A 22,456-nucleotide genomic window follows, 5' to 3' on the forward strand; every position below is an offset into this window, starting at 1 on the left:
AAACCTGTCTTTATGGATCAGGGATACCGATAGTATATATCAACAACAGGGTTTTCCAGCTTTCCATTCACTCTTCGTGTTAAAAGACTCTTCCCGTGAATCTCCAGCATTCTTTTCGTCTTCACATCCAGAACAAGATCAACGGGGTCCACAAGCAATCGCAGAAAATAATTGGCGATCTTCATTTTTAACACGATAACCCCATCCCGTGCGTATGGTGACTGCGGATCGGCTATCAGTTGAAACATGGCAACCCTCTGGAGGCTCATGGCCGGTAGATTGAAGTATACCGGTTTTCCCGCTGTCAGGGCGTCCCAGTTTTTCACTATAAAATCCGTGAGCGTGGGGCCCATCACTATATTTTCAGTGAATGCCGATTCTCTGCTGCCGCCATCTCCCCTCGTAAAGCTGAAAACAATTGTATCCTGGCGACGCACAAGAGTGCATCCGCACGGGCTGTCGGGCATTTCCACCGTATAAGCTGCCAGTTTGCCTTTTACATAGACAACTTCTTCCAGTGCGGACAGCTCTCCTGAAGGAGTCGTGTAAATATGCCGCAGAATAGTTTTTTCGCCATCCCTTTCCCTGTCGTTTCTCTGTTTAAAAATCAGGAGTCCCTTGTTGGTGCCCTGGAGGTACACATCCCCCTCGAAAATATCCTCGGCGTGCAGGGGATACGCCGCGATAAGAATGATGCATAGGGCAAAGATATTAATTTTCATGTCAGCTCCTTCATCGTTATAAATCCAGTCACTTGTCCTTATGCTCCCACTTCTGCGGGACCATTTTTATTTTGGCCGTATCATACCCCATGTCGGAAATTTTTTTAATGATAGCCTGTAAATCATCGCTGGATATTGTCGGAGTCCGCGCCATGATCCATACATAATCAAGTTTTGACCGTCCGATTACCGTCTGACTGTAATCATCATTCAGATGGACGATAAGATACTCCGACTTGAAAGGCCAGATAAACTGCATATCCCAGACCGCATTGGACTTATCATCACGCACAAAACCGCGGGGATTGTATGTTTTCAGGGGACCGTCATAAGCTCCTTTATGAAAGGTGAATGTTGTTGCAATGGTTCCGTCCGTATCGAGCCTGTATGATTCTATGGCATTATAGGCATCCTTTTCAAGAAACGTAGGAATATTCGCGATGACATACCAGGGCCCCATGAAACGGGGTAGGTCCACATCAGGAACCGTTTTGAGTGAAGGGGTATTGGTACACATAAGCATTCCCAGTAAGGGGAACAATAATACTAGTCCTGTCTTCTTCATCTTCTTCCTCCTCTTTTTTTCATCCTGCTCTATGACGAATATTTCTTTTCCCTTAAATCACTGATTTTAATTTCTAATTTTTCTACAATACAAGGTTGATCTCAATTAGTAATTGAATTGTTGTTTTGTCCGCCCTCCATCAACTTCCGTATCTTACCGATTATTTCATCAACCTGTATCGGTTTTGAAATATAGTCGTTGAATCCTTTTTCGAGGTAATAATCCATGGAGCCCTTCATGGCATCGGCTGTCAGTGCGATGATGGGAACACCGCCGTCCATCTCCCTGATTCTTTTCATAGTCTCGATACCGTCAATCCCGGGCAGGTGGATATCCATGAGTATCAGGTCCGGTTTTTCATTCCTGGTTTTTTCAACCCCTTCCTCGCCGTTACCGGCGCTGATGACCTGTATGCCCCTGTTCTCCAGTATCGCCTTTATCAGTTTCATATTAACCCGGTTATCCTCAACCACCAGGGCGAGACACTTCTGCATTTCTCCCGATAATTCTCTGATGCAGTAGGTATCATCCCCGGCATACATTTCATCTTGAGGCTGATCGCTCACATTACCCGGACTGACGGCAACGGGCAGTCTGATAGTAAATGAACTTCCCTTGTCAGGAGCACTGTCCACCTTGACCCGACCGCCATGCAGTTCGATGAGCTCCTTTGATATGGCCAGCCCCAGGCCTGTTCCCTCATGGAGTCCCATATGTAACTGCTCAAAGTACTGAAAAATCCTTTCCTGGTTTTCTTCAGCTATGCCGATCCCCTGATCCCAGACAACAATCTCAATATCTTCATTTTTCCGTCTTGCCGAAATGCCGATATTCTTGCCGCTGTCTGTGAACTTTATAGCGTTTGATATGAGGTTATAGAGTATCTGTTTGATCCTGACAGGATCGGCATAGATTATATCTATCCCCTCGCCAATGGATAATTCCATCTTAAGTTCCTTCTGTTCAAGCAGAACACCGATCTTACGGGGAAATTCGGACAGGAGCTTTCTCAAGTCAAAATACCTTTTCCTGAGCTCCAGCCGGCCGGCCTCAATCTTAGAAAGATCAAGCAGATCGTTGACCATTTCAAGCAGGTGTTCACCGCTGTTGTTTATATAGGCAAGAAACTCCTTCTGCTCCTGATTAAGATGACCGACACTCTCCATCTGAAGGAGCTGGCTGAAACCGAGTATGGAATTCAGGGGCGTCCGCAGTTCATGACTCATGTTAGTCAACAGCTGACTCTTGGCCATATTTGCCTTCTCCGCCTCCTCCTTTGCCCGGAGGAGCCTCTTTTCCGACTGTATATGTTCGAAAGCATTGACCAGTATATCACTGATGATCCTGATAAACAACAGAAAATCATCGGACCATGATTCGGGCCGGCTGATCCTGTCAAAACCCAGAACTCCCTTCAGGGAACCGGCATAGATCATGGGAGTGCAGATAAAATCCGTATCATGGCCCGGCCTGGTTCCGGCTTTTTCTCCTTCATCGGTGCGGAAAATTTCATTATTGGAAAATATATTGATGCTGCTGAATTCATGCAATTTGGCTGTCAGCCAGGGTATATTCTCGATACGGGCATTTTCCAGCATGCCCTTCTGGCAGAGTTCCCCGACACGGCACCATTCATAAATCTTCTCGATTTTTTGGCCATCGCGGTCGAAGAGCAGCACATAACTCCGGTCGGCATTCACGAAATCGCCGATTATATGCAGGGCCTGTTCAATGGCATCGTCAAAACCTGCCGAGGATATATTGATGAAATGCGTTGATATGGCTGTTATGAGATTATCAAGCTCCAGCCGATACTGCAGGACACGTTCCATCCGCTTTCGGTCTGTTATATCCCGCGATATCCCCTGTAGTGCCACGGGATTTCCCTGGTGGTCACGGAGAAATTTTATCGTCATTTCAAGCCAGATGGTCGTCCCGTTCTTTTTATATGCCTGCAGTTCCATGCAGACAGTCCGGTCCGCTTCCCTCTCGCCTTTTATATCCTTTTCAAATTCGTCCTGTATTTTCTTCAGCAGCCTGTGCATCGATTCCGGCGGAAATTTTGCCTCCAGGGAAAGGGCCTTGGCCTCTTCAACCGACATCCCCCTGATTGTTTCCACGGAAGGGCTGATATAAACGGTTTTCATTTCAGCCAGGTCAAAGATCCATATGATATCGGTAACATTTTCAGTTATGAGCTTGTACAGGCTTTCACTTTCCTGGAGGGCCCTCTGGGCCTGTTTCAGGCTGCTGATATCCCGGCTGATCCCCTGAAGGGCATAGGGTTTCCCCATGGCATCACGGATGAATTTCACCCTCACATCAACGGGAATCCGTGTTCCTGTTTTATGTATAAGCACAGTCTCAATGACATAGACCCGTTCCGGATCGGCAGTGCCGTGTTTTTCAGCCTCAAGCTCCGTTTTCAGGATATCCAGTAGCCGCTGAAGTTCATCGTGAGCCACCAGGTCCGTGACCAGCATCGTATATGCTTCTTCGGGCGTATAACCGAATATTTTTTCAATGGACTGTGAGACGAGGATATATTTAAGCGTGGCAATCTCAACAATCCAGATCACATCCGTGAGATTGTTTTCCATGATGTGATACAGGTCCAGCCGTTTATTTACATCACTAAGTTCATGGCCGGGAACCGGTGACACCGGTTTCGCCTGTCGGAGGGCCTTTCTTATTTTTGTAAATATTCTCACGATTACCTGATTTTACTATACCTGTCATTTTCCGGGAAAATCGAAGGATATATCTATTTCATACTAAAGGGGTTCGGTGGTTAAAATCAAACATTATTACGCGTTTCGAAAATTTTTTCATTCACGAAGAGATCAGACTCCCTTCCGGGGATTAAGGATTAAGAAGAGGATAATACCGGTCATGAATACGCTCCACGGCAATGGGACGTTCAAAGAGCATGGTAAGAGATTCACCGGTAATTCCTTCTCCCGTATTTCCGCAAAAAAATTGCTCCCCGTTTTTCAATATATATGTCCGGGTAAAAAGAGGAAGTATCTCTTCAATATGATGCGTCACATACAATATTGAAGAATTACCCAGGGCATCAATTTTCTTAATGGCCTCCAGCAGATCCTCGCGGGCACCGATATCGAGCCCCTTCGAGGGCTCATCAAGGATGAGCAGTTCCGGTTCATTGATGATGGCCCTGAGCATAATGATCTTCTGTTTCTCACCATCGGAAAGCACACCAAAGGGTTCATTCACCCGGAGATCCATTCCCACAAGGCCGAGAAGGTCCCTGGCATAGCCGCGGTCACTGTACTCAGCCTCTTCATACAGTCCCACCGAAGCAAATATCCCGCTCAGAACGACATCAATAATTTTTTCATGGGGACTGAACTTCTCCCGAAGCGGCGTGCCCACGTACCCGATGCGTTTTCTCAATTCACGGATATCATTTCCCGCAGACGAATCACCAAACCGATATACCACGCCCCTGCTGGGAAACTGGTAGCCCGTGATTATTTCCAGGAGCCTGGTTTTCCCGGCCCCGTTCCTTCCAAACAGAACCCAGTTTTCACCGCGTTGTATATGCCATGATATATCCCTGAGAATGAATTTCCCTTCCGCGGTATGCAAAGATACATCTTCAATTCTGATCATTTTTCCCGGCCTTCTTCCCCAGGAGATAACCGCTCACCAGGTAATAATTGATTTTGTCATAGAAAAATATAATTCTGTTGTTTATTTCCAGCGTTGTGTAAATGTCCAGGGGCGCGTGGAGAATCCGCTCCCGGACCACATGCAGCCAGATCGATTTTCTGCTCAGGGCCAGTGCCGTCAGCAGGGATGGCAGGGGAACCCCCTCCCTGAACATGGAAAGTCCGTATTCGGCAAACTCCTCAAGGCCCAGTGTATCCGATTCTCTCCCCAGCCAGAACTGTATGGTCCTCACCACGCTCCTGTTGAGATCCAGGAGCAGACCGGAAAAAGGGGCCAGGTCAGGAAGAAGCGCCTTCACCTCGTTCATCCAGTGCCGTGAAATCTCATTCATGCGCTTGCCGATAATCTGGATGAGCACCTGGGACAGGAATTCCTGCTGCTTCCGGGAATCGCTGTTGGCTGCCGGCAGTACGGTTTTATCATCGAGCAGATCCTTTACAGCATCGGCCATCTTCCAAAGATCATGGTAGAGGTCCAGATATTTCTTTACGGCCTTTGTATTGGATGTCCAGGCCAATTCCGGAATGGCGTTGATGGGGAAGTACCGGGCATCGAGGGCGTCATCGCCGGGAGAAAGAAGCCCGCCGGTAGCATGTACCTCGTAAGCCACGATGACCAGGCTGCCATAAAAATCGTTATCGACGGTATCAACATCGATGAGCCTTATAACTTCTCCGGTTATACCCGTTTCCTCTTCCAGTTCCCTGAGGGCTGCCTCATGTACCTCTTCATCTGATTCGGCGAACCCCATGGGCAGACACCACATGTCCTTGTAGGGGTCCTTCTTTCGTTTTACCAGAAGAAGCTCCCTTTCTTCATTGATGACTATGGAGCTGGCCACGGGCAGGGGATTCTCATAGAATATCGTTCCGCAGGTCCCGCAGACGTTCCTGACCTTGCCGTCGGCATCTTTCCGGATAACAGGGTTTCCGCAGTAATCACAAAATTGCTTTTTCTTTTTCATATCGGGAACGTCTCTTTATTGTTTTTATAACACCGGAAGATAGCGTCGTTTTTATTCAGGACTATCTTCCCATTTTTCTTTACATAGGAATAGAGCGACTGCGACAGGCACGAGGAAAGATCTATGACCTGGTCAGGATACGCGGTCATTACTTCCTTGTAAATAAGGTGCTTTTTCTTTTCAATATAGTAGATGCAGTCCTCTACCTGATCGCGATTGAATTCCAGGGCGTTCTCAAAATCAATTTTATCAACCCTGGTGAAATGGGGCATCAGGCGGTCCAGGCCGTTTTCAAGAGAAAACTCCATGAAGAGCCTGTTAAGGAGCAGATTATCGGGGAACATCATGCCCAGTTTTTTCATACAACGGGGAACAAATTCTATGGCCTCGCGCAGGGTGTGCTCACTGTGCGTTACGGCAATGAACAGTCCGTCGGGCTTCAGTATACGCGCAATATCCTTTATAAGATGGGGGAAAAAATAGAGAGAATAGCAGGCGATGATCAGATCATAGGCCTCATCTTCCATGTCGGTGATGATATCGGCCCTCCCCGTGATAAAATCTCCCCTGTAGCCTGAAGCATGTACCGAGTGGACAAAAGCATCCCGGTTGTTCTCCACCAGGTCAAGGCCGGTTATACGAGCCTCCCCATGAAGCCTGTTATTCAATGATTCCACAAAAAAACCATAGCCGCAGCCAAGATCAAGTACAGTGCTATATGCAGAGAGGTCCGTATCCTCTAAAGCCGCAAAACGGATATCACCGCTGTTGGTGGAGTGGTTCTTTATAATATGCCGTGTCACAAGCAGATCATAAACCTGACTATAGGTTAATTGGATATCTTCATCGGAATACAATGTTTATACCATACCGGAGATTTGGATTGTCGTAATGAAAAGTATACTCCCTTCCCGATGAAAGTCAAGGATTATCATGGGAATAACAGCAGGTGTCATATCCTGCCATTGAATTAATAAAACGGGACATAGCCCGGGATTAAAAGCTATTGACACCGCCTCGATACAAACATATAGTATAGATGTGTATATACATCATATCTGAATTTTTAACGAACATAAGAAAATCAAAGGCAGGAACACCTATGACTGATCGTCAGGAAAATTATCTATCCAAAGTAATCCCCATGGAACGCGTCATTGATATGATAAAACCGGGCAACAGGATTTTTCTCTCCAGCGGACCGGCCACGCCGGTTTCCACGGTAAATGCCCTGCTCACATCGGAAAAACTGAATCTCCAGGACCTGGAAATCATCCAGCTCATCACCATTTTCGACTCCCTCATGGAAAAGCTCGATATCGCCACAAACCGTTTCAGGCTCAAGACCTTTAACGTAGGAGAAAGCATCAGCAAGCAGGTTAATGAAGGGAATATCGATTTTATACCGGCTAACCTGATTGAAATACCGGCCATACTTCAAACAGGGGCTCTGGGAGTTGATATTGCCGTCATACAGACCACACCCCCCGACGAGCGGGGCTTCATGCGCCTCGGCATAGCCGTGGACGTTGCAGCAATCGTCATGAAGAATGCCGGCATAATTATAGCGGAAATAAATCCCCATGTACCCGTCACCTATGGAGAAACAACCCTTCACGTAGACCAGGTCGATTACCTGGTGGAAAGCGACGAACCGCTGCTGGAGAGAAAGAACAAGCCCTTTAATGCCGTTATCGACAAGATAGGCTGGCATATATCCAACCTGATCCCCGACGAATCTACGGTCGCCCTCCATGCCGGCCGCATCTTCGATGCCGTGGCGAAGTATCTGCAGACGAAAAAAAATCTGGGAATCCTCACCCATGTGATCTCAGACTGGGCCATAGACCTGGCGAAATCGGGCGCAATCTCCCTGGACCGCAACCGCTTCACGGGCGGACAAATCTCCACGAGTTACTGCTACGGCAGTGAAGAATTATACCGCTTCGTAGACCGAAATCCAGTCTTTGAATTCCACCCCATCGCCATACTGGCCAATCCCTTTGTCATACGGCGGGTCCACCGCCTCACAAGTATCATGAATGTTAAAAAAATTGATGTCACCGGCGAAGCCGTCATCTTTCATTCCGGCGACAATCTTCTTTCCGGTTATGAAAGCAAACTCAACTTCGCCGTCGGTGCCACCTTTTCAAAAAAGGGCAAAGCGATCGTGGCTCTCCGGTCCACGGACCAGGATGGGAACAGCAACATCGTCATCAGCCACGACGAGAAGGATGCCAGCCGCGTCCGTTCCACGCTGGGAGTCACCCGCTACGTCGTCACGGAATTCGGCGTGGCGAACCTCTTCGGCAAAAGTATCAGGGAGCGCCTCCTGGCCATGATCGACATAGCCCATCCCGATCACCGGGAGGAGCTGCTCCGGCAGGCCAAGGAAAAGGGGTATGCCTACCCTGACCAGATCTATCTCAGCCAGTTTGCCGGGAATTATCCCTTCGAATTGGAAACGAGGAAGCTGTTCAAAGACGGCCTGGAGGTAAAATTCCGCGCCATAAAGGCATCAGATGAAGACATGATGCGCCGGCTTTTTTACCAGTTCTCCGACGAAGCGAAATATTTCCGGTATTTTGTTAAAAAATCCGTCATGCTCCACAGGGAAATGCAGAAATATGTCAACACCGATTATGATAAAATAATTTCCATTGTTGCCATCGTCGAGAAAGGACGCACGGAACGCATAATAGCCGAAGCCCGCTATGCCTATGATTCCCATGATGACAGTTATGAGACGGCCTTTATCGTTGACGAGCAGTTCCAGGGGCAGGGCATCGGAACCTTCCTCCTTAATTATCTGATACGCATCGCCCAGGAGCGGCATATACGTCAGCTCAAGGCCTTTATACTGCCGCAGAATAAAACTATGATCCGGGTATTTGACAAGTGCTGCATCGCTCCTGAATCGGGATTCGAGGACGGCATAGCGGTCAAACGGATAAACCTGGAGAATAATGCATGCCGTCTTCCTGAAGACAATGACTCTTTATCTTGATGCCTGAAGTAAAACGGGCTTCGGAGTCTTCATTCTCATCCCCGTCACCTTGCTGAAATGGCGGGACAGATCACGGGAGCTCAGCTCAAGAAATTTCATGTAGGGCGTTAGGGTGATATATTCATGGAAGGCATGCATGTCCTTTATGAAGTGGGAATCGAAATGTTCGCGGGAATGACCATGGGCCGCCTTCACCGCTGCCATCCTCCTGATATCGCCGTTAAACTCGGGATTTATATGATACAGCTCATGAAAGATAACCCGCAGTTTCTCAGCGGGCGGCAGATCAAAAAAACGGGGCATATAGAAATAGACCAGGTACTTCTGTACGATGCCGCGGTGTGTGATATCGGGAATGGTGTAAATTTTCCCGCGGTGTTTAATCACCGGTGACCCGTTTTCGAAACGGGTGGGAACCAGCTTGCCATATATCCCCCCCCTGCTTCCTTTTCTATTGGAGGCGATGCAAACCAGGGTCTTTTCCACATCGATATGAGAAAAGGTCTCTGAAAAACGGGTGATTTCCTGAATAATGAGCGTAAGCACCTGTGTAACATTGATGGACTCGGCCACCCTTGCACCTGGCGCTCTACTGGGCTTCAGCATGGGCAACCATCTCCTCGGCATGCTGCAGGGTGATATCGGTAATATTCTCACCGGACAGCATCCTGGCAATTTCCTTCACCTTGTCCTTCCGGTTGAGGTTCCTGACAATGGTGGTAACCCGGTCCCCGGTCTTCCCCTTCTGAATGTAATAGTGATTATCCGACATGGAAGCGATCTGCGGGAGATGCGTGATCAGCAGGACCTGCCGGTTACGCGCCAGCAGTTTCAGTTTTTTGCCCACGATATCGGCGATCTTTCCCCCGATGCCGGCATCGACCTCATCGAAAATGAGGGTCTCCACGATATCCGACGACAGGATCACGTTTTTAAGGGCCAGCATAATGCGGGACATTTCACCACCCGAAGCCACCTTACGGAGCTGCTTCAGGTCTTCTCCCTCATTGGCCGATATAAGAAACTCCACGCGGTCCAGTCCGTGGGGATAAAGCACATAGGTCTTTCCTTCTGTCTCTATATCGCCCTCGGGGCTAACCTCACGCTTGATGGATACACGGAAGATAGTGCCGCCCATACCCAGGTCCTTCAGCTCCTTCATCACCAGGTCCTCAAGCATCCTGGCCGCCCCTTTACGCGCATCGGAAAGGGCCAGGGCCTTTTCCTTGGCTGTCTTCACGGTCCGCTTTTCTTCATCGTGAAGCCGCTCTATTTCCTCGTCGCTGGAAGTTATGGCATGAAGTTCGCGTCGGGCCTTTTCGGCATATTCCAGTATGTCTTCAACGGTATCACCGTATTTTTTCTTGAGTGTGGCCATGAGAGCAAGGCGCTCCTCCACCTGGTTTATGCGTTCCGGAGAAAAATCGATTTTACCCTGATAGTCCCTGAGAAAACAGGAGACATCCTCCAGGGAAAAAAGGGACTCCTTGACTATTTCCAGTATGTTGGAAATCTCCGTGTCATATTCCGAAACCGTTGAGAGACTCTGCTCCGCTCTCTTCAACTGCTGGAATACGCCGTTTTCACCGTTCAGGTGCTCTGCTGTCCGGTTTACCGCCCTGAAGAGTTTCTCGGCATTTGCCAGCAGCGTTGCCTCGTTTTTCAGTTCAACTTCTTCGGTTGTGCTGAGCCCCGCCGCATCAATTTCCCTGATGGCGAAAGAATTATATTCTATCCTGCGCAGTTTTTCCCTTTCATCTATTTCAAAGGATTTCAGCTTGTCCCTGATGCCGTTAAGATAGTCGTGCAGTTTTCGTATTTCCTCAACCTGCACCTGATGCCCGCCGAAGCTGTCCAGCAGTTCCCGGTGTTTCGAAATTTTCACAATATTCTGATGCTCGTTCTGTCCGTGGATATCCAGGAGATACTCCGATACATCCTTCACCTTGGTGAGCGGAACCTGTACGGCATTCATAAAGCACCGCCCCTTCCCGCTGGCATAGAGCTCCCTCCGGAGCATGAGAGTGTCATCATCATATTCTATGCCCATATCATCGAGTTGTTCCTTTACCTGGGGCATTGCCGATATATCAAAGCTGCCTTCCAGTGTGGCCTTTTCAAAGCCGGTGCGGATCATGTCCGTGGTCATTTTTTCACCCAGCACGCCCGAGATGGCGTCGATGAGGATGGACTTCCCGGCGCCGGTTTCACCGGTGAGTACATTGAGACCCTTCTGAAAATTGATAGAGAGGTCTTCTATAATGATAAAATTTTTTATGCGGAGTTCTGTCATCATGGCGATGTCCGTTCCTCTGTATCGGGGGTTATTGCCCCCAGTTCAGTTTTTCTCTCAGAATAGCGTAAAAGTTTTTTTTCGGATGGGTGATGAGATTTATTTTCCTGTTGGTTGTCATGAAGAGAACCTCATCATTGCCTTCAATGTGGATAGCCTCCTGCCCGTCAATTGTCAATAATAAATTTTTCAGCTCCGTGACTATCCTGGCCTTGAGCTGAGACTCCGATGGAATAACCATGGACCGCGTGGCCAGAGAATGAGGGCATACCGGGTTTAAAAGATACACATCGTTAACCATTGGTGAGATAATGGGCCCTCCCGCCGACAATGAATAGGCCGTAGATCCCGTTGCCGTGGCAATGATGAGTCCGTCACCGCTATAACAGTTGAGGAACTCTCCATCCAGTTCAAGACGCACCGTAATGGCCCGCGAAAAGGCCCCCTTGGAAAGTACGGCATCATTGATAAAATAGGAGCTGTCCTGTTCCTTTCCGTTTCTCAGGTGTACCGCCTTCAGGACTGCACGAGTCCCCAGGCTGAACCGTCCCTCCAGAATATCGATAAAATACTCCCGGTATTCATGGGGGCTGAATTCCGTGAGAAATCCCAGCGTACCCCGGTTTATCCCCATGATGGGCTGCCCCGATTCCACACACATTCTTGCCGTTCGAAGAAAAGTACCGTCACCGCCCACAGCCACAACCAGGTCCGATTTTTCTGTAAAATTTTTCTCATGAGCTGTGAATTTACCCAGTCCATGATTATCCAGTATGGAATACCCGGGCAGGAGGACCTGAACGCTGCGCTGTGTCAGTATATCCACCAGGTCCCTGATGAGAGGCATAGAGGCTTCATCATCGGGCCGGAAGTTGATAGCGACTGACTTTATCATGGCGGATCTCCTCTCTTGATCTGGAATTCTATAGAGCGACATAACCCCGCGTCAATTAAAATATTATATATGTAACAATATCTTCCTTGCCTTTCTTACTTTTCCCGATACTATGCACATTAATAGGTACGAAGTATCGACTCACTCATTGAACACTATTTATACGGAGTAAGCTCATGAATGTTTCCCAGGCCATAACTGAAAGGCGATCCATCAATTTTTTTGATCCCGGGAGAACCATACCCGACGAAACACTGAATGAGCTGTTTCGCCTGGCCGGCCTGGCTCCTTCCTCCTTCAACCTGCAGCCCTGGGAGGTCATCGCGGTGCGCAGCCCCGAAAGAAAAAAAATTCTCCGCCAGTGCGCCTATGACCAGGCAAAGGTGGAGGAAGCCTCGGTCACTCTCATCATCCTGGCCAACACCATCGCTGTGGAGGAAAATATCAATGAGGTGCTGGAAAACCGAATCAGGCAGGGGTACATGAAACGGGAAGATCTGGAAAAAACCAGGAAAGCCCCCTTCAAAATGTACGGCGACCCCGGCAGCGAAAAGCGCACTATCTTTGCCGTCAAAAACGCCGCCTTCTACGCCATGAACCTCATGATCGCGGCCCGGGGCCTGGGACTGGAGACCCATCCCATGGACGGCTTCGAGAGCGAAAAGGTCAAAATGGAGTTCGGCATACCCGAACACATCATCATCCCCCTGCTCGTCGCCGTGGGGTACCCGGCCGAGGATCTGAAACTCCTGGAAAGGCCGGCGCGCCGGGATCCGGAAAAATATGTCATGGTTGACAGGTACCGCTAAGGAGGTATAATCACGGGCAGGTATGTACAGGAGACAGGGTCAGAGCCTCATTGAGATATTTCAACAAAAAAGGGAGGATTTATTATGGACGAGTTTCGCGTATGCGCCACCTGCGGTTATTCCAGGGGGTTTCACATATCATTTAAAAAAGCAGAACAGGGATTTTCCATCATTTTCATCTGTCCCGACTGCGGGTCTTCCTATGACCTGGCCCTGACTGAAACGGGTATCATTGTATCGGAACCGTTGAAAGGACTCGTCTTCGAGGAGCACGAGAATCAGTCGTGATCGGGATAGCGCGACTGTATGGAGCGCAGCACATCGAGTATTTCAAAGAAAATATCCACCAGGTCGGGGTCAAATTTTGAACCCTTCATTTTCCTGATTTCGTCAAGCACTGCTCCCTCCTGCCAGGCGTCCTTGTATACGCGTTTTGAAGAAAGGGCATCATAGACATCGGCAAGCGATACTATTCGGCCGTAGATGGAAATATCCTCACCCTTGCGCGGGAGCGCCTTTCCCCGGGAATCCTTTTCCAGCGGCTTCCCCGTATTGGCATCCACATATCCGGGATACCCGGTCCCATCCCAGTTCTCATGGTGGGTCAGGGCCACCTGCGCGGCAACCTCATCAAAATGGCTCTGCTTGTCACTGAAAAGGCGGGCTCCCAGGAAGGTGTGGGCCTTCATGATCTCAAATTCCTCCTGGGTAAAACGTTCGGGCTTTTTAAGGATCAGGTCGGAAATGGCTACCTTCCCTACATCGTGAAGCATGGCCGCCATCCTCAGGACATCACGGTTCCGTTCGATCTCCTCGGGGGATATCCCTTTGTAATGGGCCCACTTCTCGTATATCTCCATGGCATAGGATGCCACCCTGTTTACGTGTGCTCCTGTCTCCTTGGGATCACGGAGCTCGGCCATCTGTATCATGCGAAGCAGAAGGGCGCGCGTCATCTGGGCGCGCTGAAGGACCATGCTGGCCGAGCTGGCAAAGTGAGTCACGTAGAGTTCGTCATCAGAGGAAAATACGTCAATGGCGCCGTCTCTGTTCAGGGTATTGATTATCTGAAGAACTCCGAGGACATCCCCGGTCTGATTCTTTAAAGGCACCGTGAGCATTGACTTCGTTGTGTAATTTGAGCGCTTGTCATATGACTGGTCGAAATGATATGATGTCTCACTTTCAATGCCGTATACATCGGGGATATTGAGCAGTTCCCCCCGCGAGGCCACATAGCCCGAAATGGACCTTTCATTTATGGGAACACGAAAAGAAGAGTATATCAGCTTTTTCCCCGGAGGCAGCTTGTTCTGCTGGGTATCGTTCTGGGCATGAGAAAAAACAAGCTCGTTGCCTTCCTTGACATAAATGGTACCGGCATCGGCATTGACGAAACGCCGTGCTTTCAGGAGAATGCGCTCCAAAAGAATATCAACATCCTGAACTGTGTTTAGTTCGGAACCAAGCCGGAGAATCTCCTTTATCGTTTTTGTCTCATCCATATGTTTCAACCGTTAACCGGTACGCTGCTGAGCCCGACTATCTGAAAGCATGCCATCCAAAAAATATATCCTTTTTTTCCTCGTACTGTCAAGTTTTTTGTCTTAACCGTCATTTAATTGTTACGCTGTAAAATTATGATTGCATATAACAACACCTGTTTTATCCTTTTATGAGACTACGGCGGAGCATATGACAGAAAACAAACCCTTTAATAAAAACGATTTCAAATTTTTCATCGATCTCATCACAAAGGCCGGCGCATTGGCCCGTGACATCCAGGTGCATGGCATGACAGTACGTCGAAAGGATGATACCTCAATTGTCACCCAGGCTGACCTGCAGGTACAGGACCTTCTGATCAAGGAGATCAGCGGCAGATTTCCCGGGGCGGTCTTCGTGCACGAAGAAAATTTTGACATCAGCAAACGCCAGATGAGAGATGATGCGCTCTCCTTTATAATTGATCCCATTGACGGCACCGCCATGTACAGCATGCACCTTCCCATATGGTGTATTTCCATCGGAGTGTTCAGGGGTTATTCCCCCCTCTATGGATTTGTTTTCTCCCCGGGCTGCGGCATGCTTTTCCACAACGATGATGACCATGCATACCTGAACGGACATGTCCTGGAAGTGGACAAGAATATCGGCGTGGACAATGAGACTAATATCTTTATTGCATCGGAATTTCCGAGAAAATTTACCCTGACGGCACCGGGAAAAATCAGAAACCTGGGATCATCGGCGCTTCATGCCTGCCTCCTCGCCGACAACCGGCGCAACCGCTCCCTGGCTTTTATCGGGCAGTCCTACTTATGGGACTGGGCCGGCGCCATACCTGTTATTCTCAGGGCGGGAGGACAGATTAAATATTTGTCAGGGCGTGACCTGGATTACCGTGAAATTGTGAATAATGATTATAAATTCCCCGAATACGTCGTGGCGTACAGCTGCGAGGACTTCGACCTGATAAAAAATTATTTCGTGGAAAAAATATAGCCGGGGCATCACCCCGCAATATACCGGAAGGATGCCCCGAAAAAACGTTACTTGCCGGAACGGGTTCCCCTTCGCTCCTGTCTCATTTCACGATTCGTTTCTCGTTTCTCTTTTCTTTCCTGAACTGTTTTCTTTTTTTGCTCAGCCTTATCCTTGGCCTCATCTTTCTTGTCAACCCTGTTCTGTGCTTTTTCTTTATGCTGTTCTTTCAGGGCTTCCTTTGTTTCATTCCTGTTCTCAAGCCTGTTTTCAACACGCTCCTGATTCTCCTCTTCTACTGCCGCCTTTTTTTCTTCCCTGATTTCTTTTCGATTCTGGACTCTAGCCTGTTTCTTCTCTTTCTTCTGCTCACGTACCTCGGCTTTTTTTGCAGGTTTCACCGCATCCGTTGATTCCACATCCTGTGCGTAAAGGCCTGCAGGCAATATCATCGCCATCATTAAAAGAAACATATTGATCTTTTTCATTTTCTTTTCTCCTTTTTCTTTCACATGCATCAATGATGCCGTCAATCCTTTCTGGTTTGTTTCTTGAGCCGGCGTTCAGGCAAACAAATCATTTCGGGATTCTTCGTGCTTCATTCGTACTTTGTGATACAATCATCGGGGAAAGGAATGACAAATTTTTGATGCTTTTCATAATTTTTTTCCCGTTTCGATGATCCGGATATTTTATATAATTGATTATAAAAAGATTGTCACATAATCAATGCTTGATTGTATTATCATACTAATGGTATTTTGTATATCCATATGCTCTTTCTGTCATTATTAAGGAGAATGATGATTCATGAGAATAAATACTAAGATTTCTCTTATTTTACTCATCGGTTTGTACCTATATTCCGCATCCCCGGTTTCAGCCGCCGACGATAAATCCTGGACAGCCACTGCCGGCATAAAAGGGGCCTTCTCTGCCGGAGGAACCGAAGCATATAACAACCTGCAGCCCTTTGCATCTTTTCAATATGACCTGGATGCCGTGTCTCTCAAGATTTCCTATCTGCATTATTTGAATTACCAGGTTTCCCCCCTGGTCGATTCACAGATAATAGCCTCCACAACAGAATATGATTACCTGCATATCAACCGCTTTGATTTTGGCATCAATCAGAGATATTACAAGAAGCTTGAAGCAGGGGTTGAGGTGGGATACTTTTTCGGTGAATCACAATATAGAAGGATCGCTTCCCTTTTTACACTGGGCTGGTACTTCGATAAAGTTTATGCCGGCGGAGAATTTTCCTTCAACCGGACTTCTTTCTCGTTTTATTCCGATTCATTGGCCGAGAACATGGATATTACATACGACACCTTCGATGTTTATGGAGAGCTGGTCTATACCTACACTGACCGGACTTCTCTGGACGCTGGATTGTCCCTGCTCTGGATATCTTCCGATGCCCTGAATGAAACTTTTTCAAAAAAATCGCTTCGCTTCGGTTTTTCCCATCTCATAGTGGATATGCTTAATTTTTCCGGCGGATTAAACATGGGATACGATTCCAATCAATACTTCCATGCAGGCCCTGATGCGGGATTAGCTCTGAATCTCCCGGATTACGTCTCACTGAATTTATTCTATTCCTTTACCTGGTACCGGTACAGCAGCACTAATGTATCTGGGCTGGGTGGCAAGTTTCAAGTAAGCACAACATCTGTGAGCACCTATAATACTCATTTTCTCAGTTATGGGGCTACGCTCCGGTATTAAAAGACCGAATCATTTCCCAATACAGAACCGGCTGAAAATGGATCCCAGAATATCGTCAGGTGTGATCTCACCGGTGATATCTCCCAGGTTTTCCAGGAGTGATTGCAGTTCGAAGGCAATGATTTCCGGCGGCTCTTTGGACTCCACCAGAAGAAGGGCCTGCTGTACATTTACTATGGCCTTTTCAAGAAGAGTCATAACCCTGACATCGGCAATAAAGGTGTTGCTCACATCGACAAACTCATGGTGGAGTATTCCGGCTATAGCCTTTTCCAGGGTTCTCAGACCCTCACCGGTCTTCGCTGAAAAGCGGATCACGGTCTGCATCAGTTCCGTTTCCATGGGACGCACCGTTTCTTCCGAGGCCAGGTCAATTTTATTGATGAGGTAGAGAGTTCTCTTCGTGCTGACCTCCCTGAGTATATCCCGGTCTACATCGGTAATCCCCGTAGTCCCGTCCAGTACCATCACCACGATAGATGCCGTGGCAATGTTTTTATGGCTCAGCTCGATACCGATTTTTTCAATGGTGTCACCGCTCCTGTTGATGCCGGCCGTATCAATGAGATTCACGGCCAGTCCCTCTATCTGGACGGTTTCCTTTATAAGATCCCGTGTTGTACCGGGAATATCAGAAACAATGGCCCTCTCCTGGTTTAAGAGCATGTTCAGGATACTTGATTTACCCACATTGGGTTTCCCCGCAATTGTCACGTCGAATCCCCGGGACACTTTCTCCCCCAGGCGGCAGCGCAGGAGAACATCCTCCAGGTCACCGAGGATAGTCCCTGCAATACGGAGGGATTCCTCGCTGCTGACAAATTCAATATCCTCGCCGATAAAATCTATGCCGGCCTCGACATCGGCCTTCAGGGTGATGCACTTATCACGAATTCCGGCAATGGCCTCGCGGAGTGAGCCGTGCATCTGCATCAGGGCGGCCTCGACTTCCCATGCACTCCTGGCCAGTATCACCTGGTTGATGGCCTCCGCTTCGGTGAGATCCATCTTCCCGTTCAGGAAGGCCCTCCTGCTGAATTCCCCCGGCTCTGCCATGCGTATCCCCCGGCGAAAAAGAAGATCGAGTATGCGATGCACGATTATCTGGTTGCCGTGGCAGAAGATTTCCACCATGTCCTCGCCGGTATAGCTGCCGGGTCCTTCATAAAAAACCAGAATAACATCATCGACAGCCTTGCCCTGGTCAATTATTGACCCGTACCGGGCATGACGATTTTCAATAGAGGAAGCGTTGCTGAAGAGGGATTGTACGGCCCCGAGAGAACCGGGGCCGCTCATACGAATTATGGCGATTGGTGCATTGACCGGAGAAGTGGCTGGTGCGCAGATTGTATCGTCGTACATTTTTACTGATGATTTGCCGGCATTATCTTGATTTTACGGTAAATGCCCTGCCCTTCGCTCTTGGTCGTCACCCTGCTGTCATTCTGCAGGGCAAGATGAATCAGACGGCGCTCGAAGGGATTCATGGGTTCCAGGGTCCAGGGTTTTCCCGATTTAATTACTTTGTGTGCGATGTCGCGGGACATTTTCCGCAGTGCCCGCTCCCTCTTCTCCCGGTATTCTTCAATATCCAGTATGATTTTTTTCTCACTCTGCGTCTGGTGGTTCACCATGAGATTGACCATGAACTGTAGCGCTTCCAGGGTTTTCCCCTTTCTGCCTATTATCAGGCCTGAATTCTTTTCGCTCTCCAGTTCTATGTAGACTTTGGATTCACCTTCTTTCAGGTCTTTTACACGGGCATCAATGCCCATTTTATTTAATATCGCGAGAAGAATCTCCCTGGTGGTATCCCCCACATCGGCCGAGCTCTCATTGTAGAAAACCCGCACCTTGGCCTGCTTTGATACACCAAATCCGAAAATTCCGCTTTTCCCCTGTTCAAGTACTTCAATGTTTACCCTTGAGGCATCCTGTATTCCCAGTTCTTCAAGAGCTCTTTTTGTCGCGTCATCTACTGTCTTTCCTTCCATTTCGAGGACTTTCATATATTGCCTCCATTATATATAAGTGTCTGTTTTTCCTGTTTCAGGTTATTATTCGGGCAAAAGATTATGCCGTTTCCTTTGAAAATCTATTCACGATAAGCTGGTTTGCCACCTGGAAAAAGTTCTGCAGCGTCCAGTACAGGACCAGCCCTGAAGGCATGGACCAGAAAATAAAAATGAAAACCAGCGGCATGATGGTCATCATCATCTTCTGCTGCTGGCTCTGCCCCGTATCCACGGTGGTGAGCTTCTGCTGGAGAAAAGTAGAAATCGTCATAAGAACGGGCAGAATATTCACATTGAATCCAGCGATAGTGGCTACAGTATCGGGCATTGACAAGTCTTTGATCCAGAATATAAAGGGCGCATGCCAGAGATCCATGGAATTGATCAGGGCGCTGTAGAGGGCGAAGAAAAAGGGCATCTGAAGGAGAATAGGCAGACATCCCCCCATGGGATTCACCTTGTTCTCGCGATACATATTCATCATTTCCTTCTGCATCACATCGGGTTTATCCTTGTACTTCGCCTTGATTTCATTTATTTTCGGCGTCAGGGCCTGCATTTTTTTCATGGAATCAGTGGACTTCTTCGTCAGCGGCATAAAGACGACCTTGGTGAGAATGGAGAAAATTACCAGGGACCACCCCATGTTTCCAAAAAGCTTGTTAATATTTTTGAGAGACCAGATAACGAAATACCGTATAGGCTCAATCAGCATGCTGATATCGGCCGCCTTTTCGATTTTTTTATCGACTGCTGCCAGACGATCCTTATTCTGCTCGCCCAGAAAGACGGTGTAGCTTTTTGTCACGGAACCGCCGGGACGCATGGTGTCCACTGGAACAAGCATACCCGTTCTGAAGCCCGTTTCGGCGCGATTATCCATCATCATGCTGGAACCGCTGAATTTTTCCGGAATCATTATAACCAGGAGATACCGGCTGGCCACGCCTATCCAGTTCACATTCCCCTCTTCCTTTTTGATGATACCGGCCTTGGAAAAGAACCCGCTCCCTTTGGTTTCGTTCTTATATTTTTCATTAAGAGAACAAATACCCTTCATGGTGTTATAACTGTTTGTAAAATCAAGGGATGGCCCCAGAAGGTCCGTAGGTGAAACGATGATGCTGTTATTAGGCAGGGTCAGATCACTCCTGCCTTTATTGATGAGAGTGTATTCAAGACGGAAACTGTCTCCCTTCTCCGTGAAAATAAATGTTTTCTGAATTTCCAGGGGAACCCCGTTCAGTATGATTCGGGTGGCAAAACGGATGGTGTTGTTTGCCTTCTCCGTCATGTTCCAGTAAGAAGAATCGAGAACATTGCCGTTCATGAATTCATTATCATTGAAATGCAGGGCAAAATCCAGCATGCCCCGGGCGGCGAAGGTGTTTTGCGGAACAACGACCTGAACATCCTTTTCCTTGAGAAGCATACTTTTAATGACCGCCCCTCTGTTGCTGAAGACGGCTTTATATTGTTCGGTTTCGACAAGGGTCGTAGTTTCGCTGCCCCTGGTTTCCGGAGCCGTAATTGATACAGGTTTATTCGAAGCAAGCGGTGTGTTAATTGCAGACCCCTGGTCAGAAGTCTTCTGTGTGGTTTTTTCCTGCTGTGTTTTCTGGACAGCTTTATTATCTACAACCTGGGGTTCCGGTTTAAATATTATAAACCATGCTATCCATATTGCCGCTGACAGGACAACTGCCAGTAAGGTTCTCTTTTCCATAATCTCATCCCCTGTGAATAATTGAAAGATCTGTTGTGACTGAACGTCACACAATGAAAAGGATACACGAGGGCAATGAGAAGAATAGTTATCTGTTTAAAAAGTGAAACGTTTCCGGAACAGGGTCGTACCCACCATCACTGTAGGGATTACAACTGATAATGCGTTTGGATGATAAATAAAAACCCTTTAAAAAACCATGTTTTCTCAATGCTTCAATGGCATAAGAAGAACAGGTGGGGTAATATCTGCACGAGGCTGGCAAAAGTGATGAGATAAAGATCTTATATCCCTTTATAAAAAGAATCAATACCGTAATCGCTAATGTGCCCACTATACTGGTAATTGCGTGGATATATTTAATCATTATAAAATCCCGGCTTTATGCAGAAGTCTTCTCAGTTCGTTTTTCTGTTCTTCGTATTTCATATTTTTAAACTCATCATTGGGTCGGATAATAATATGAAATCCTCTTAACATATCTTCCAGCATTTCACTGCATAGTGCTCTGATTATCCTTTTTGCCTTATTCCTGACGTGTGCTTTACCAAATCTTTTCTGAATAGTAATGCCGATCTTTATTTCATTTACAGTATTAAAAACAGATTTTTCTTCTTCCGTGTTCTTCGCGCTTTGTGTAACTCCCGGGCAGGGTAATAATAATAAGTGAATCCCTTTACCTTTGAATCTCTTCCCTTTTGTAAATATTTCTCTGAATAAATCCCTGCCTTTTAAAGAGTATCTCCTTTTCACTGGATAAAATACTATATCCTTGAGTTTAAACCGGTTTATTTGGGTAATCTCTTCTCATCAGAAACGGTTAATTTATGTCTCCCTTTCCTTCTTCTTCTTTTCAATACTTTGCGTCCTTCAGCAGAACTCATCCGAGCCATGAAACCATGTGTTCTATTTCTTTTCAGTCTGCTTGGTTGAAATGTCCTTTTCATGCAAGTCACCTCGTTATTTGTATATAAAGTTGGTAATAATCTCTCAGTTGTTTGTAAGATGCATTCTCATGCGGTTAAAAATAAACAAAAGCCTGAAAATAGTAAGGGATTAATCTAAAAAAAGTGAGCTATTTGTCAATAATATAAATTAAATTAATCAGAATTAATCCTTAAGTTCAAGCATATCATTAAGCTCTTTACTCTTCAGTTTTTCAATCAATTCATTTTCATTGTTGATAAACTTAAAATACCGCTTCACGCCGGTTATTTCCAAAAGACCCCGTATTGTTTCATTGGGATTCATGAGCAGCAGGTCAATGCCCGTGGCCGACAATTCCTGCATTATTTTTACCAGCAAAGAAAGTGCCGAGCTATTGATGAAAGGCACACTGGCCAGGTTCATTATAACATGCCTGGTTTCACCGGTTACATGGCTCTGGATATAGTTCTCCACTTTTTTAGAGTCTTCAAAAGTTATCTCACCGACAATATCAATAATATCGTATCCGTATTTTGTCCTTTTTGAGATCGCAAGCTCTTCATTCATAGGCGTCCTTTCATTCCGTAAAGAATAGTTACTCTATTATTTACTAAAA

Annotated in this window: 23 protein-coding genes; 5 read left to right on the top strand and 18 right to left on the bottom strand. The window is 47.2% G+C overall.

The annotated features are described in order from the left end of the window. Positions 1–17 precede the first annotated feature (17 nt). From CVV44_08330 to CVV44_08355, 6 genes are all read right to left on the bottom strand, one after another. Positions 18–722, bottom strand: coding sequence for a hypothetical protein (locus CVV44_08330; protein PKL38866.1), 705 nt, complete (start codon positions 720–722; stop codon positions 18–20). Between the two features lie 28 nt (positions 723–750). Further along, the gene (locus tag CVV44_08335; protein ID PKL38867.1) at positions 751–1,287 is read right to left on the bottom strand and encodes a hypothetical protein; all 537 of its coding nucleotides are present in this window, start codon (positions 1,285–1,287) and stop codon (positions 751–753) included. 101 nt (positions 1,288–1,388) lie between these two features. Further along, a complete protein-coding gene (locus CVV44_08340; GenBank protein PKL38868.1) occupies positions 1,389–3,998 on the bottom strand; it encodes a hypothetical protein in 2,610 nt (869 codons plus the stop codon). A 151-nt stretch (positions 3,999–4,149) separates the two neighbouring features. Next, positions 4,150–4,923, bottom strand: coding sequence for a molybdenum ABC transporter ATP-binding protein (locus CVV44_08345; protein PKL38869.1), 774 nt, complete (start codon positions 4,921–4,923; stop codon positions 4,150–4,152). Then, on the bottom strand, positions 4,910–5,947 hold the full coding sequence (locus CVV44_08350) for a hypothetical protein (GenBank protein ID PKL38870.1): 1,038 nt from the start codon (positions 5,945–5,947) through the stop codon (positions 4,910–4,912). The genes CVV44_08345 and CVV44_08350 overlap by 14 nt, the downstream gene beginning before the upstream one ends. Then, positions 5,944–6,804, bottom strand: coding sequence for a hypothetical protein (locus CVV44_08355; protein PKL38871.1), 861 nt, complete (start codon positions 6,802–6,804; stop codon positions 5,944–5,946). Before CVV44_08355 ends, CVV44_08350 begins: the two co-directional genes overlap by 4 nt. A gap of 182 nt (positions 6,805–6,986) precedes the next feature. On the opposite strand from CVV44_08355, the gene CVV44_08360 reads away from it, so the two are divergent. After that, a complete protein-coding gene (locus tag CVV44_08360) occupies positions 6,987–8,954 on the top strand; it encodes a GNAT family N-acetyltransferase (protein ID PKL38872.1) in 1,968 nt (655 codons plus the stop codon). On the opposite strand, the gene CVV44_08365 is transcribed toward CVV44_08360, so the two are convergent. From CVV44_08365 to CVV44_08375, 3 genes are read right to left on the bottom strand one after another with little or no spacing between them, the layout of a single operon-like run. Next, positions 8,946–9,527, bottom strand: coding sequence for a hypothetical protein (locus CVV44_08365; GenBank protein ID PKL38873.1), 582 nt, complete (start codon positions 9,525–9,527; stop codon positions 8,946–8,948). The two genes, CVV44_08360 and CVV44_08365, sit on opposite strands and share 9 nt — an antisense overlap. 16 nt (positions 9,528–9,543) lie before the next feature. After that, positions 9,544–11,250 (bottom strand): DNA repair protein RecN, encoded by a 1,707-nt coding sequence (gene recN, locus CVV44_08370; GenBank protein PKL38874.1) that lies wholly within the window; start codon positions 11,248–11,250, stop codon positions 9,544–9,546. Positions 11,251–11,278: 28 nt separating this feature from the next. Beyond that, positions 11,279–12,184 (bottom strand): NAD(+) kinase, encoded by a 906-nt coding sequence (locus CVV44_08375; protein ID PKL38875.1) that lies wholly within the window; start codon positions 12,182–12,184, stop codon positions 11,279–11,281. A gap of 134 nt (positions 12,185–12,318) precedes the next feature. Here CVV44_08375 and CVV44_08380 point away from each other — a divergent pair, with 134 nt between their 5' ends. Next, positions 12,319–12,951 (top strand): nitroreductase family protein, encoded by a 633-nt coding sequence (locus CVV44_08380; protein PKL38876.1) that lies wholly within the window; start codon positions 12,319–12,321, stop codon positions 12,949–12,951. A gap of 84 nt (positions 12,952–13,035) precedes the next feature. Next, positions 13,036–13,239, top strand: a complete 204-nt coding sequence (locus CVV44_08385; GenBank protein PKL38877.1) for a hypothetical protein — start codon at positions 13,036–13,038, stop codon at positions 13,237–13,239. Here CVV44_08385 and CVV44_08390 read toward each other — a convergent pair. Beyond that, positions 13,230–14,456, bottom strand: a complete 1,227-nt coding sequence (locus CVV44_08390; protein ID PKL38878.1) for a phosphohydrolase — start codon at positions 14,454–14,456, stop codon at positions 13,230–13,232. The two genes, CVV44_08385 and CVV44_08390, sit on opposite strands and share 10 nt — an antisense overlap. A gap of 190 nt (positions 14,457–14,646) precedes the next feature. Between CVV44_08390 and CVV44_08395 the strand changes: the two genes are divergently transcribed. After that, on the top strand, positions 14,647–15,456 hold the full coding sequence (locus CVV44_08395) for a hypothetical protein (GenBank protein ID PKL38879.1): 810 nt from the start codon (positions 14,647–14,649) through the stop codon (positions 15,454–15,456). A gap of 47 nt (positions 15,457–15,503) precedes the next feature. On the opposite strand, the gene CVV44_08400 is transcribed toward CVV44_08395, so the two are convergent. Further along, on the bottom strand, positions 15,504–15,953 hold the full coding sequence (locus CVV44_08400) for a hypothetical protein (GenBank protein PKL38880.1): 450 nt from the start codon (positions 15,951–15,953) through the stop codon (positions 15,504–15,506). A gap of 292 nt (positions 15,954–16,245) precedes the next feature. Here CVV44_08400 and CVV44_08405 point away from each other — a divergent pair, with 292 nt between their 5' ends. Further along, positions 16,246–17,169, top strand: a complete 924-nt coding sequence (locus tag CVV44_08405; GenBank protein PKL38881.1) for a hypothetical protein — start codon at positions 16,246–16,248, stop codon at positions 17,167–17,169. A 9-nt stretch (positions 17,170–17,178) separates the two neighbouring features. Here the strand turns inward: CVV44_08405 and trmE are convergent, their stop codons facing one another. The 7 genes from trmE to CVV44_08440 all read right to left on the bottom strand — a co-directional run bounded on the left by trmE (position 17,179) and on the right by CVV44_08440 (position 22,407). Next, a complete protein-coding gene (gene trmE / locus CVV44_08410; GenBank protein PKL38882.1) occupies positions 17,179–18,534 on the bottom strand; it encodes a tRNA uridine-5-carboxymethylaminomethyl(34) synthesis GTPase MnmE in 1,356 nt (451 codons plus the stop codon). A gap of 2 nt (positions 18,535–18,536) precedes the next feature. Next, entirely contained in the window at positions 18,537–19,181 is a 645-nt protein-coding gene (locus CVV44_08415; protein ID PKL38883.1) for an RNA-binding protein, read from the bottom strand. Positions 19,182–19,245: 64 nt separating this feature from the next. Further along, on the bottom strand, positions 19,246–20,913 hold the full coding sequence (locus tag CVV44_08420) for a hypothetical protein (protein ID PKL38884.1): 1,668 nt from the start codon (positions 20,911–20,913) through the stop codon (positions 19,246–19,248). Between the two features lie 88 nt (positions 20,914–21,001). After that, the gene (locus CVV44_08425) at positions 21,002–21,280 is read right to left on the bottom strand and encodes a membrane protein insertion efficiency factor YidD (GenBank protein ID PKL38885.1); all 279 of its coding nucleotides are present in this window, start codon (positions 21,278–21,280) and stop codon (positions 21,002–21,004) included. Next, positions 21,280–21,714, bottom strand: coding sequence for a ribonuclease P protein component (gene rnpA / locus CVV44_08430; protein PKL38886.1), 435 nt, complete (start codon positions 21,712–21,714; stop codon positions 21,280–21,282). The genes CVV44_08425 and rnpA overlap by 1 nt, the downstream gene beginning before the upstream one ends. Continuing rightward, a complete protein-coding gene (gene rpmH / locus CVV44_08435) occupies positions 21,702–21,860 on the bottom strand; it encodes a 50S ribosomal protein L34 (protein PKL38887.1) in 159 nt (52 codons plus the stop codon). The genes rnpA and rpmH overlap by 13 nt, the downstream gene beginning before the upstream one ends. Before the next feature lie 163 nt (positions 21,861–22,023). Beyond that, positions 22,024–22,407 (bottom strand): hypothetical protein, encoded by a 384-nt coding sequence (locus tag CVV44_08440; protein ID PKL38888.1) that lies wholly within the window; start codon positions 22,405–22,407, stop codon positions 22,024–22,026. Positions 22,408–22,456 lie beyond the last annotated feature (49 nt).

The sequence above is a fragment of the Spirochaetae bacterium HGW-Spirochaetae-1 genome (genome assembly GCA_002839375.1).
GTDB lineage: Bacteria > Spirochaetota > UBA4802 > UBA4802 > UBA5550 > PGXY01.

Excerpts from the sequence above, each read along its gene's own strand:
- CVV44_08335 (PKL38867.1), bottom strand. The coding sequence starts at position 1,287 with ATGAAGAAGACAGGACTAGTATTATTGTTCCCCTTACTGGGAATGCTT.
- CVV44_08420 (PKL38884.1), bottom strand. The coding sequence starts at position 20,913 with ATGGAAAAGAGAACCTTACTGGCAGTTGTCCTGTCAGCGGCAATATGG.
- recN (PKL38874.1), bottom strand. The coding sequence starts at position 11,250 with ATGATGACAGAACTCCGCATAAAAAATTTTATCATTATAGAAGACCTC.
- CVV44_08405 (PKL38881.1), top strand. The coding sequence starts at position 16,246 with ATGAGAATAAATACTAAGATTTCTCTTATTTTACTCATCGGTTTGTAC.
- CVV44_08350 (PKL38870.1), bottom strand. The coding sequence starts at position 5,947 with ATGAAAAAGAAAAAGCAATTTTGTGATTACTGCGGAAACCCTGTTATC.
- CVV44_08330 (PKL38866.1), bottom strand. The coding sequence starts at position 722 with ATGAAAATTAATATCTTTGCCCTATGCATCATTCTTATCGCGGCGTAT.
- rpmH (PKL38887.1), bottom strand. The coding sequence starts at position 21,860 with ATGAAAAGGACATTTCAACCAAGCAGACTGAAAAGAAATAGAACACAT.
- CVV44_08390 (PKL38878.1), bottom strand. The coding sequence starts at position 14,456 with ATGGATGAGACAAAAACGATAAAGGAGATTCTCCGGCTTGGTTCCGAA.
- trmE (PKL38882.1), bottom strand. The coding sequence starts at position 18,534 with ATGTACGACGATACAATCTGCGCACCAGCCACTTCTCCGGTCAATGCA.
- CVV44_08400 (PKL38880.1), bottom strand. The coding sequence starts at position 15,953 with ATGCATGTGAAAGAAAAAGGAGAAAAGAAAATGAAAAAGATCAATATG.
- CVV44_08425 (PKL38885.1), bottom strand. The coding sequence starts at position 21,280 with ATGATTAAATATATCCACGCAATTACCAGTATAGTGGGCACATTAGCG.
- CVV44_08380 (PKL38876.1), top strand. The coding sequence starts at position 12,319 with ATGAATGTTTCCCAGGCCATAACTGAAAGGCGATCCATCAATTTTTTT.
- CVV44_08385 (PKL38877.1), top strand. The coding sequence starts at position 13,036 with ATGGACGAGTTTCGCGTATGCGCCACCTGCGGTTATTCCAGGGGGTTT.
- CVV44_08440 (PKL38888.1), bottom strand. The coding sequence starts at position 22,407 with ATGAATGAAGAGCTTGCGATCTCAAAAAGGACAAAATACGGATACGAT.
- CVV44_08360 (PKL38872.1), top strand. The coding sequence starts at position 6,987 with ATGTGTATATACATCATATCTGAATTTTTAACGAACATAAGAAAATCA.
- CVV44_08345 (PKL38869.1), bottom strand. The coding sequence starts at position 4,923 with ATGATCAGAATTGAAGATGTATCTTTGCATACCGCGGAAGGGAAATTC.
- CVV44_08415 (PKL38883.1), bottom strand. The coding sequence starts at position 19,181 with ATGAAAGTCCTCGAAATGGAAGGAAAGACAGTAGATGACGCGACAAAA.
- CVV44_08375 (PKL38875.1), bottom strand. The coding sequence starts at position 12,184 with ATGTCGCTCTATAGAATTCCAGATCAAGAGAGGAGATCCGCCATGATA.
- CVV44_08395 (PKL38879.1), top strand. The coding sequence starts at position 14,647 with ATGACAGAAAACAAACCCTTTAATAAAAACGATTTCAAATTTTTCATC.